Annotated in this window: 10 protein-coding genes; 7 read left to right on the top strand and 3 right to left on the bottom strand. The window is 57.3% G+C overall.

The window, feature by feature from the left end; translation table 11 throughout:
• Position 1 precedes the first annotated feature (1 nt).
• The 4 genes from HVA01_RS15820 to rsd all read left to right on the top strand — a co-directional run bounded on the left by HVA01_RS15820 (position 2) and on the right by rsd (position 5,365).
• Positions 2–2,356 carry a Tex family protein gene (locus tag HVA01_RS15820; protein ID WP_146876375.1) on the top strand — a complete coding sequence of 785 codons (2,355 nt, stop codon included), beginning with the start codon at positions 2–4 and terminating at the stop codon, positions 2,354–2,356.
• Positions 2,357–2,514: 158 nt separating this feature from the next.
• Positions 2,515–4,158, top strand: a complete 1,644-nt coding sequence (gene gshA, locus HVA01_RS15825) for a glutamate--cysteine ligase (protein WP_146876376.1) — start codon at positions 2,515–2,517, stop codon at positions 4,156–4,158.
• Positions 4,155–4,655, top strand: coding sequence for a disulfide bond formation protein B (locus HVA01_RS15830; protein ID WP_146876377.1), 501 nt, complete (start codon positions 4,155–4,157; stop codon positions 4,653–4,655). Before gshA ends, HVA01_RS15830 begins: the two co-directional genes overlap by 4 nt.
• Before the next feature lie 221 nt (positions 4,656–4,876).
• Entirely contained in the window at positions 4,877–5,365 is a 489-nt protein-coding gene (gene rsd, locus HVA01_RS15835) for a sigma D regulator (protein ID WP_146876378.1), read from the top strand.
• 241 nt (positions 5,366–5,606) lie between these two features.
• Here rsd and HVA01_RS15840 read toward each other — a convergent pair whose 3' ends face one another.
• The gene (locus HVA01_RS15840) at positions 5,607–8,669 is read right to left on the bottom strand and encodes an efflux RND transporter permease subunit (protein WP_146876379.1); all 3,063 of its coding nucleotides are present in this window, start codon (positions 8,667–8,669) and stop codon (positions 5,607–5,609) included.
• Positions 8,653–9,774: an efflux RND transporter periplasmic adaptor subunit gene (locus HVA01_RS15845; RefSeq protein WP_146876380.1), complete on the bottom strand. Its 1,122-nt coding sequence runs from the start codon at positions 9,772–9,774 to the stop codon at positions 8,653–8,655. The genes HVA01_RS15840 and HVA01_RS15845 overlap by 17 nt, the downstream gene beginning before the upstream one ends.
• Positions 9,775–10,015: 241 nt before the next feature.
• Between HVA01_RS15845 and HVA01_RS15850 the strand changes: the two genes are divergently transcribed.
• Complete coding sequence (locus tag HVA01_RS15850) at positions 10,016–10,990, top strand: malate dehydrogenase (RefSeq protein WP_146876381.1); 975 nt, start codon at positions 10,016–10,018, stop codon at positions 10,988–10,990.
• 74 nt (positions 10,991–11,064) lie between these two features.
• Here the strand turns inward: HVA01_RS15850 and HVA01_RS15855 are convergent, their stop codons facing one another.
• Positions 11,065–11,274, bottom strand: a complete 210-nt coding sequence (locus HVA01_RS15855) for a hypothetical protein (RefSeq protein ID WP_146876382.1) — start codon at positions 11,272–11,274, stop codon at positions 11,065–11,067.
• Between the two features lie 112 nt (positions 11,275–11,386).
• On the opposite strand from HVA01_RS15855, the gene HVA01_RS15860 reads away from it, so the two are divergent.
• Positions 11,387–11,620, top strand: coding sequence for a hypothetical protein (locus HVA01_RS15860; protein ID WP_146876383.1), 234 nt, complete (start codon positions 11,387–11,389; stop codon positions 11,618–11,620).
• Positions 11,610–11,827 (top strand): PIN domain-containing protein (locus HVA01_RS15865; RefSeq protein ID WP_146876384.1); only part of this gene is annotated, 218 nt, incomplete at its 3' end. The genes HVA01_RS15860 and HVA01_RS15865, both read left to right, overlap by 11 nt.

The following is an 11,827-nucleotide window of genomic DNA, read 5'->3' on the forward strand; positions in this document are numbered from 1 at the left end:
TATGGATGTCAATCAGCGTATTATTTCCCGCCTGGCCACTGAGCTTGGTGTGCGTCCCGAGCAAGTATCTGCCACGGTGGAGCTACTGGATGGCGGTGCCACCGTGCCGTTTATTGCCCGTTACCGTAAAGAAGTCACCGGCGGGCTGGACGATATCCAGCTGCGCCAGCTGGATGAACGCCTGCGCTATCTACGCGAGCTGGAAGAGCGTCGCGCAGCAGTGCTTGCCACCATTGATGAGCAGGGCAAGTTGGACGGCCCGCTGAAAGCGAGCATTGACGCCGCCGAGACCAAGCAGCGGCTGGAAGATTTATACCTGCCGTTCAAGAAAAAACGCCGCACCAAAGCGCAGATCGCCCGCGAGGCCGGGCTAGAGCCGTTAGCCGATGCACTGCTTGCCGACCCAAGTCTCGAGCCTCAAAGCGAAGCGGCAAACTATCTGCGCTCGGCAGAGGGCGATATTCCCGCCATCGACGATGCCAAAGCCGCCCTGGATGGCGCCAAGCAGATTTTGATGGAGCGCTTTGCCGAAGACCCCGAGCTGATTGGCCAACTGCGCGAGCGGCTATGGCAAGAGGGCGAGCTAAGCGCCCGCGTATTGGATGGCAAACAGCAGGAGGGCGCAAAGTTTTCCGACTACTTCGAGCACGATGAGAAACTCGCCAAAGCGCCGTCACACCGCGCCTTGGCAATGTTCCGGGCGCGCAATGAGGGCGTGTTGAGCCTTTCGATTCGCTTGCCCGGCGAAGACGAAGCGCCTATTCACCCCGCCCAGCTAGCGATTGCCAAACAGTTTGGCATTAGCGACCAGGGGCGCCCAGCGGATAAGTGGTTGGCCGAAGTTGTACGCTGGACCTGGCGCGTGAAGCTCTACACCGCGTTGGAAACCGAGCTATTGGGTCGCCTGCGCGAACAGGCCGAATTGACGGCAATTGAAGTGTTTGCCGCCAACCTAAAAGATCTGCTGCTGGCCGCACCTGCAGGACAGAAAGTGACGCTGGCTATCGACCCCGGTCAGCGTACCGGCTGCAAGGTCGCGGTGATCGATGCGACCGGACAGTTTGTCGATCACACCGCTATTTACCCTCATGCGCCGCAAAACCGCTGGGATGAGTCGCTGGCCGTGCTCGCCAAGCTGGTCAAACAGCACGGCGTCGAGCTGATTGCGGTAGGTAATGGCACCGCCAGCCGCGAAACCGACAAGCTGGCCGGCGAGCTGATTAAAGCGCTGGCCCCCGCGCAACGGTTAAGCAAAGTAATGGTCTCGGAGGCGGGCGCCTCGGTCTACTCAGCTTCTGAATATGCCTCACGGGAAATGCCCGATCTCGATGTCACGGTGCGCGGCGCGGTGTCTATTGGCCGTCGCCTGCAGGATCCGCTGGCCGAGCTGGTTAAAATCGAACCCAAGTCGATTGGCGTGGGCCAATACCAGCACGATGTCTCCCAGGTGCAGCTCTCGCGCAGCCTGGAAGTGGTGATTGAGGACTGTGTGAACGCCGTGGGCGTCGACCTCAATACTGCCTCCAGCGCCCTGCTTTCACGGGTGGCCGGGCTGAGCGCTGCGCTGGCTGAAAACATCGTTGCCCAGCGCAATGCCAAAGGTGCCTTCAAAAGCCGTAAAGAGTTGTTAGCCGTTAGCCGCCTGGGGGCCAAAACCTTTGAACAGTGCGCCGGTTTCCTGCGTATTCACAATGCTGAAAACCCCTTGGATGCCAGCGCCGTTCACCCGGAAGCCTACCCGCTGGTGGAGCGCATCGCCCAGCAGAACGGCCGTGAAGTACGCGGTTTGATCGGCGATAGCAGCGCGTTAAAAGCCTTAAAGCCCGCTGACTTTGCCGATGAACGTTTTGGCGTGCCCACGGTCACTGACATCTTGAAAGAGCTGGATAAGCCCGGCCGCGACCCGCGTCCGGAATTTAAAGCCGCCGAGTTCCGTGAAGGGGTCGAAACGCTGAAAGACCTTAAGCTTGGGATGGTGCTTGAGGGCACCGTGACCAACGTGACGCACTTCGGCGCCTTTGTGGATATCGGCGTCCATCAAGACGGTTTGGTGCACATTTCGGCACTGTCTGATCGCTTTATCGACGACCCGCGTAGCGTGGTGAAGGCAGGCGATATCGTCACCGTGAAAGTGATGAGCGTGGATATTCCCCGCAAGCGGGTGGGGCTGTCGATGCGCCTGGATGACCAGCCGGAAGCTGAAAACGATGCTAAGAGCGATGGCTCGCCTAGAGATCAGCGTAACGCCACCCGCAAGCCGTCTCGGAGTCAGCGTAGCAGCGCTAAGCCTGCCGAAGCACCGGCTCCGATGGGGGCGTTAGGCGCGGCCTTGTTAAAAGCGCGTGGCGACAAATAGTCGCGTGATTCGAGCGTGTCTTGAAAAAACGGTATCTTGAAAAACGATTGTTGCCGCCATATCCTGCTGTCTATTTTCCTAAACAGCGATGATGGCAATGTCACTTGATTACACCAAGGCCCGCTTTCGGCGGGCTTTACTGACAAGGAGTGTTCACCTTGCCTGAACCACTCACTGTGCCATCCGCGCTGACTGCGCAAGTTGAGCGCCTGATTCCCAGTGCGCGCCTTGGCCGGTTAGGCCGCCTGCGGCGTGGGCTCGAAAAAGAGGGATTGCGGGTGGATGCCAATGGCCACATTGCGCAAACGCCGCACCCGCACGCGCTAGGCTCCAAGTTAACCCATCCGCATATTACCACCGACTACTCAGAGTCGTTGTTAGAGTACATCACGCCGGTTTACTCGGAACCTAAAGAGGCGTTGAGCTTTTTATCGGACCTGCATACCTTTACCTATCACCATTTGCAAAACGAGTGGATATGGCCGGGTAGCATGCCGTCCAAGCTGTCCGGCAATGACAGCGTGCCGATTGCCGACTATGGCAGCTCCAATGTGGGCACCATGAAGCATATTTACCGCAAAGGGTTGGACATGCGTTACGGCCGCATCATGCAGGCGATTGCGGGCGTTCACTACAATATGTCGTTGCCGGATGATATGTGGCACGCCCTGCGCGAGTTGGAAAAAGCCACCAATATTCCCTTTAATGATTACCGCTCCACCCGCTATTTCGGCATGATCCGTCATTTTCGCCGCCATAGCTGGTTACTGCTCTATCTATTTGGTGCTTCGCCAGCGATTGATAAGAGCTTTTTGCCGGAAGGCAAAAAAGTCCCCGAAAAGCTGCAGTCTCTCAGCGACGACACCTACTACGCGCCCTACGCAACCACGCTGCGTATGTCCGATCTGGGCTATCAGAACAAAGTCCAGTCGCAGCTTAAAATCTGTTTTAACTCGCTGTCTAACTACGTTAATACCCTGCGTCACGCCATCTCTTCACCGTGGCCGGACTATGAAAAAATGGGCGTCAATGAGGCCGGCGAGTGGCGTCAGTTAAACGCCAATATTCTGCAGATCGAAAACGAGTACTACAGTGATATTCGCCCCAAACGGGTTGCCAAGCACAACGAAACGCCTAGCCAGGCGCTTGAAGCCCGCGGCGTCGAGTACATCGAAGTACGCTGTTTGGACCTGAATCCTTTCGACCCCCTCGGCGTCACTGAAGATCAGATGCGTTTTGTGGACACCTTCTTGATGTGGTGCCTGCTTAGCGACAGCCCGTGGATTTCTGACGAAGAGTGTGACCGTTTAGACGATAACCGCCGCTGGGTGGTAGAGCGTGGCCGCGATCCTGAGCTCAAGTTATATAATCACGGCGCATCCACCTCGGTGCGCGAGTGGGGTGAGCAGATATTCGCCGAAATGGGCGAAGGGGCTCGGCTTCTTGATGCTGTCGAGGACGGTAGCCCTCACGCTGATGCGCTGGCAAACCTAGCGCCGCGCCTTGCAGACCCATCGCTGACGCCTTCCGCCCAGGTGCTTGAACGGTTAAATGACCACGGCGGTTCGCTCAGCGATTTGATGCTCAGCTTGGCCAAAGAACAGGCCGCGCAGTTAAAAGCCGAGCCTATGCAGCGTAGTCGAGAAGCGCTGCTTGCTGAACTGATTGCCACCTCGCACCAGCAGCAACACGATATTGAAGGCGCTGACCAAGAGACATTTACTGAGTTCTTGCAGGCTTACTTTTCAAAAGCACGTGAATCCCGCGCGTTGTCGCCGCTACCGTCTGAGGTGGGTCAATGATGAGCTACTCCTTTCGTTCGGTTGCCCTGGCTGGTTTAGCCTTCTGCGTTTTGATGATGGCGGTGGCGCTAGGCCTTGAACACATCGGCGGCTTTGCGCCTTGCCCGCTGTGTATCTTCCAGCGTGTGGCGGTGATCGCTGCGGGCATCGTGTTTGCGATTGCTGCTATCCACAGCCCCGCTGGACGTGTGGGTAAGGTCATTTATGGCCTGCTGTCGCTAATCGCGGTGGGAACGGGTGCCTTTATCGCCGGACGCCATGTGTGGCTACAAGGCTTGCCAGCCGATGAAGTCCCTTCCTGTGGCCCTGGGCTCGATTACATGATGGATATCCTGCCCATGCAGGACGTGGTGGCCATGGTGTTAACTGGTTCAGGGGAGTGCGCTAATATCGATTTTTCCCTCCTAGGCCTTTCATTGCCCGCCTGGACACTGCTGGGTTTTTTCATCTTGGCAATCGCCCCGCTTAGGCTCTTATGGCTTGCGATGAAACGCTAACTGATTGTCAGCGCTAAAGTAGCAGTCATTTGCTAAAAAGTTGCTAAATAGTACCAAGGAAAACCGTACTGCTCGGGATTGACAGGGATAGGAGGAGGCGCGACTCTAAGCCTATTCGCTGTCTGGCACTAAGCCACGTTTAACACGTTGTTAAGAACACCACATCGTTAAGAAAACGCAGCTAAAAATTTAGCTACAAGGTGAGTTTAAGGAGAAGCCCCATGCTCGAAGATTGTAAAAATGCCCTGGAGCGCTGGGGAGGCGTGCATACCCTGATCGACCGCTGGCTTGATCAGCGCCGTCAGCTATTAGTCAGCTTTATCGAGTTGAAAGAAGCGTGTGATGCAGAACTGGAAGCAGTGAGCAAAGCGCCCATTGATACCTTCAGTGAAAAGCTAATGGATTACATCAGCGCTGGTCACTTTGAAATCTATCCCCAGCTGTCGGAAGAGGCGCGGGCCTTTGGTGATGAAGGCGGACTGGTTATCGCAGAAAAATTGCTTGAGCGTTTGGACATGTCCACCGAGATGGTGTTGGAATTTGACACCGATTTTGGCTCCACGCAAAGTTGCGAACAAAATATTGCCCGGCTGCCTGCCTGGATTGACCGTTTGGCCCGCGGCCTCACCGAACGCTTCGCGCTGGAAGACCAGTTAATCGCACGCTTACACGCCGCTCATAGCCCGCAGCAAACCAAAGCGCCTGCCTAAGAAGCAGCCCGGGTTTTGTAGGAGCGCAATTTATTGCGCGATCAGGAAGGATCGTGACGCCGACGTTTATCGCTCGTAGAGAGTCTGATCGCCCGACAAGTCTGGCTCCTACGAGGCCTGGGTGCTTGCACCGGGTTTTGTAGGAGCTCAATTTATTGAGCGATCAGGAAGGATCAAGCCGCCGTAGGCAATTGCTTGTAGACGGTCTAATCGCCCGACAAGTCTGGCTACTACTGGGCGTTTAACGACGTTTACCCCCAAGCACCAACATGCAGGGCGTAAGCAGCAGCGTTAAGGCGGTAGCAAAGGTGAGGCCGCCGGCAATGGCGCTGGACATCTGCGTCCACCACTGGGCAGAGGGCGCGTTAAAGCCTAGCGCGGGTGTGAACAGGTCAACATTGATTCCCAGCACCATTGGCATCAGCCCCAACACCGTGGTGATCGCCGTTAGCAACACCGGACGCAGGCGTAGGCAGCCTGCTTCCAGGGCGGCTTCGCCGGGCGTCATGTTTTGCCCGCGTAGCTCATTATAGGTATCGATCAAGACGATATTGTTATTAACCACAATACCCGCCAGGGCAATGACCCCCATGCCTACCATGACGATGCCAAACGCTTGGCCGGTAATCAGCAGGCCCATCAGTACCCCCGCCGTCGAGAATACAATCGCCGAAAGCACCAGCCCCGCCTGATAAAAGCTGTTGAACTGGGTCACTAAAATCAGCGCCATCAAGCCGATCGCCACCAAAAACGCACTGGTTAGGAACTGCATCGATTCCTGCTGGTCCTCCTGCTCGCCTGCCACATTGACCATGAGGCTATCGGGCAAGCTATCGCGGCCAGCGTCGAGCAATGCGCGCAGGCGTTCATCGGCGAGATACCCAGGGGCCAGGTCGGCATCCAGGGTAATCGCCCGCCGACCATCAATGCGATTAAGTGTGCCGACCTTAGGCGCAGGTTCCAGGGTCACAAAGTGTGAAATGGGCACCTGGCCCCGCTGGGTATTGATGGTTAAGCGTTCTAACTGATCAAGCGAGCGCCAGCTGTGTGGCAGCCGCACACGAATATCCACTTCGTCGTTGACCTCGGGCGGGCGGTAACTCGCCACCTGAAGCCCGGTGGTCAGCAATTGTACCGCGCTGCCGATGGTCGTTACGTCGGTGCCCATGCGCGCGGCGGCTTCGCGGTCCACGTTAACCCGCCACTCTACGCCTGGGAGGCTGCGGTTATCCTGAATATCCTCGAAGCCGCCCAGCTCGCGCATTAACTGAGTCAGTTGGTTAACCCCGGCATCGGCAACGTCGGGATCGCTGGCGCTGACTTCTAGTACTATGGGCTTGCCGCCGCCGGGGCCCATCTCCTGCTCTTGAAACTCTAGCGTAATGCCGGGAATATCGCCGGCGCGCTCGGCCATATCGTCCAGGATAGCCTGAGCCGGGCGGCGCTCATGCCAGTCGATAAACTGAAACTGCAGCATGCCGATCACATCGTTACCCATCTGCTCGTTAGGCACCGCAAAAGAGCGCGCGTACAGCGCTCTGACTTCGCTCATGCCGGACAGCTTGGTTTCTACTCGCTGGACGATGGCGTCGGTTTCTTGCGCGGAAAAATCCCCCCGGGCGCGCACTAGCACCTGAGCGCTGTCGGGTTCCACGTTGGGAAAAAAGTCGACGCCGTGGTTGAAGCGGGCATAGCCGGTATACAGCAGTGCCATTAACAGTACAGTGATCAGCAGTACCCAGGCCGGGTGCTTGAGCAGCCTGGCGAGCAGGTGGCGATAGCCGCGCCCAAAGGCTGTCGTGCCTTCTTCATGGTTGGCTGCTAAAGGCGTCGCTGCAGTCCGTGTGAATAATCGGCCCAAGGTGGGCAAAAACACCAGCGCCATGGCAAGCGACGCCAGCAGGCACAAAATCACCGTGGCGGGCAGGTACTTCATAAACTGACCCACCACGCCGGGCCAAAACAGCAGTGGAACAAACACCGCCAGCGTCGTCGCGGTGGAGGCAATCACCGGCCAGCTCATGCGTGAGGCGGCATTCAGCCACGCCTGGTGGGGCGTCTGGCCATTGCGCAGGTGGCGGTCGGCAAGCTCGCTGACCACAATCGCGCCGTCGACCAGCATGCCCGCGACTAGAATCAGTGCAAACAGCACCACGATATTGAGCGTAAAGCCAAGCGCCCAGACCAGCAGGATCCCGGTCAGGAAGGCGCCGGGAATGGTAAGACCGACCAGCAAAGCCATACGCCAGCCCATCACCGCAACCACCACAATCAGTACCAGCACCACGGCGGTCAGCACGTTGTTGAGTAGCTCGGAGAGCATGTTTTCGACGGTGGTCGACTCATCCAGAATGGTGGTAAAACGAAGCTGTTCGGGAAGCAGATCATCGGCTTCGGCTAAGCGCTCACGTACCGCGGCAATGGTGGCGATGATATTGGCCCCGGCGCGTTTGGAAACTTCCAGCACCACCGCGGGTTGGTCATCAATGCGGGCAAAGCCTGCGGGGTCTTTGTAAGTGGGGTTGATCCAGGCCACGTCGCCAAAGGTAACCACGCGATCTTCCTCGACCTTGACCGGCATGTTCATCACGTCGTTAAGCGAGGCGATAATGCCGGGTACTTTCAAGGCCAGGCGGCCCGCGCCGGTATCCAGGCTGCCCGCCGCGACCAAGCGGTTATTGCGCGATACCTGATTAAACAGCGCGTCAAAATCGACGCCGTAGCTCTCCAGCACCAGCGGGTCAACGACAATTTCCAGCAGGTCCTCACGCTCGCCGGCAATATCGACTTCAAGCACATCGGCGATGCCTTCGATTTCTTCCTGCAGGCGCCGGGCAATCGTCATGCGTTCGCGGGTGTCCAACTGCCCCGAGAGGCCGATGGTTAAGACCGGAAACTCGGAGACATTGACCTCCATTACCCGCGGCTCATCGGCCTCGTCAGGCAGCTCGCTGCGGGCGATATCGACCCGATCGCGCACATCGGTGAGCGCGATGTCGGGGTCAAAGCCGGGGTCGAACTCAAGCGTTATCGAGCCATGGCCTTCGCTGGATTGAGCGGTGAACTTGCGCAACCCTTCAATCCCGCGCAGCTCCTGCTCCATGGGGCGAATCAGTAATCGCTCGCCGTCTTCGGGGCTAACGCCCTCCAGCGACAGCGAGACGTAAATCATCGGGATCGTGACGTCAGGGTTGGCTTCCTTGGGAATAGTCTGCCAGGCAACAATGCCCGCCAGAAATAAACTCACCAGCAGCAGTAACGTCGTGCGTGTATGGGCTAACGCCGCACTAATTAACTGACGCATTAACGCTATCCTGATCAGATGACGGTTGTGAAATGATGGCCTCTTCTACGGCAACGGGTTCCACCGTTTCGCCGGTTTCCACCATGCCAGCGCCTAGCGTAATCAGGCGTAGCGGGTTGGGCAGGCCGGTCACATAGGCGCGCTGCGTATCGGCACTGACGAGCTCGATGGAGGTCTGCTGGACCTGGTCGTTGTCATCCAGGTGCTTGACCGCCAGTTGGCCCTGGCTATTCAAACTGAGCAGCGCGGGCGACAGGGTATGCACCTGACGGGGCGGCAGGGTAATGGTCAGCTCCGCGCTGCCGCCTGCCAAGCGTTTACCGGCTGGGTTATCCAGCGTCGCTTCGATATAAAAACTGCGCGTGGCCTCTTCGGCACGGTGGCTAATAAACGTAAGCTCGCCTTTCAGGTGGTCACCGTTTAGCAGCCGCGCCGTCACCGGCAGGCCCTCGCTTAAATCGCCTACCTGTTGCTGGGAAACCCAGGCAGCTCCTTTCAAACGGCGGTCGTCGACTAGCTGGGCCCACTCCTCGCCGGGCTGCAGCAGATCGCCTAGCTCCACCTGAACACGGTTCAGCACGCCATCAAACGGCGCGCTGGGGCGGCTGTCCTCGAGCTGCTTTTGCAGCTGTGCCACCGACGCGGCGCTAGCGCTCAATGCGCTTTGCAGGCGCAGTAGCTCCGGCTGCGAAATCAATTCCCGCTGGCGCAGGTTGCGTGCGCCGGCATACTCCGCCTCGGCCACCGCGAGCTCATCCTGGGCCTGCTGCAGTTGCTCGGGTAGGGCGTCGTTATCCAGCACTAGCAGGGTGTCACCGGCCTTAACGCGGCTGCCTTGGGCCACCGGCTTTTCGGCCACAAAGCCCGCCAGGTTGGCACGCAAGGTGGTCTCGCGCTCGGCGGTCAGCTGCCCCTGAATGATCTGCTGGGGAATAAAGGGGGTGCTCTGCTGGTTGACAATTTCAACGCGTGTTGCCGCTTCGCTAGAAGAAGCGGTAGCCGGCGCAGTGGTTTGAAAACGCTGAAAATCACCAAAAGCGAGCCATATCACCAGCGCCAACACCAGCAGGCTAGCCAAGGCATAAGAGAACGGAATTTTTCGCATGAGGGCGTTCATGTCCTTCGCAACACAAAAAGGAGGGGGTAAAACCGTGGGTACCATAGCGCAACTCAACCTTTTCAGCGAGTCGCCAAGCGCTGTGTGAAGAGTAGGAATATCAATTGGCAAGTAGTCTCATGTCTGATTGAGTTTTCGCCTCACTGGGCATACCATCTTTGCGTCTTGAGTTCTGTTGAGCCATTCTCAGGCGAGAACCATCCCTAGGCGAACCAATCAAGGAGCAATGATGAAAGATCCCGTACGTATTGCGATTACCGGCGGTGCCGGTCAGATCAGCTACTCTCTTATTTTCCGCATCGCCGCTGGCGACATGCTGGGGCCGGATCAGCCAGTCATTCTCCAGCTGCTGGAAATTCCCCAGGCAATGGACGCCCTGAATGGCGTGGTGATGGAAGTCAACGACTGTGCCTTCCCGTTAGTACAAGACATCGTTGCCACCGATGATCCTAATACTGCGTTCAAAGACGCTGACTTTGCCCTGCTGGTCGGCGCCCGCCCACGTGGGCCCGGCATGGAGCGTAAAGACCTGCTTGAAGCCAACGCCGCGATCTTCTCTGTACAGGGTAAGGCGCTTAACGATCACGCCAGCCGTGATGTGAAAGTGCTGGTGGTCGGTAACCCGGCCAACACCAACGCGCTGATTGCATCCGCAAACGCGCCGGATATTGACGCAGGCCAGTTCACTGCCATGACGCGTCTGGACCACAACCGTGCGTTGACGCAGCTGGCTCAAAAAACCGGCAAGCACGTCACCGACGTTGAAAACATGATCATCTGGGGCAACCACAGTGCCACCCAGTACCCGGATCTGGCCCAGTGCAAAGTCGACGGCAAAGCAGCGTTCGATCTGGTTGAGCGCGACTGGTACGAAACCGACTTTATCCCCACTGTACAGCAGCGCGGTGCGGCAATCATCAAAGCGCGCGGTGCCTCTTCTGCGGCGTCTGCGGCGTCTTCCGCCATCGACCACATGCACGACTGGGCGCTGGGTTCAAAAGGCATCGTCAGCATGGCGATTCCGTCTGACGGCAGCTACGGCATTGAGGAAGGCATCATCTACTCCTACCCAGTGCGCTGCCAGGGTGGTAAGTATGAAATCGTTCAAGGTTTCGAGCTTGACGAATTCAGCCAAGAGAAGATGAAAGCCACCGAGAAAGAGCTGCGCGAAGAGCGTGCCGCGGTCGAGCACCTGCTCGGCTAAACGCGCCCGCTGGCGGCTTTAGATAAACGCCAGTCAACGCCAATCCCCGTAAGTGTGATGCTTGCGGGGTTTTTTTATGGGTGGGTGAAAATATTTAACAGGTGGTTTTTGTAGCGCGGTGTAAGCGTCAGCGCACCCGCGACGGCGGCCCGGCGCGAAAGCAGCGCGAAGCGGCCGGTATTGGCGGAGGCGCCACTGGGCGTCGTTCCGCCGCCTCCCGTGGGTGCCTCAAAACGCTCGCTGAACTCGCGTTCCTCGTTACCACGCGCTACAAGTACCTGCATCAGTTGGGGGTCATAGCGCGTGGTAAGCGTCAGCGCACCTGCGGGACTCGAATTTTGCGTAAAAAGAGTGTCCAATATATAAACGAGTTACTGGGGTATAGAGGAAGTCACGATGCAGGCGATTGAATTTGAGGCAGATATTCAAAATGGGGTAGTGAAAATCCCCGACGAATATGGGTATTTAAAGAACAGACATGCCAGAATTGTTGTGCTGTATGAAAATACAACAGAGGAATCGAACGTCTCCGCTAGCCAGGTCGGAATAGATTTCGCATCTGTCAAAGCTCCATCCCTGGCTGCTCATGATGGAGTCGAATACCAAAGGAAACTACGGGATGAGTGGTAGTTACTTACTTGACACCAATGTCTTTATTAATGCCATTGAACGTCAGTTACGTTTACCTGCCGCTCATTACGCCTATTCTGTCATCACTGAGCTTGAGCTACTGGCTTTTCCCGGTTTGGTCCCAGAAGAAGAGCAGGCCATTAAAGCGATATTGGTTCAGTTAACCAGAGTAGAGCTGGATCATCAGGTCAAAACGGAAACCATCAA

Source organism: Halovibrio variabilis (assembly GCF_007991175.1).
Classification (GTDB): Bacteria; Pseudomonadota; Gammaproteobacteria; order Pseudomonadales; family Halomonadaceae; genus Vreelandella; species Vreelandella variabilis.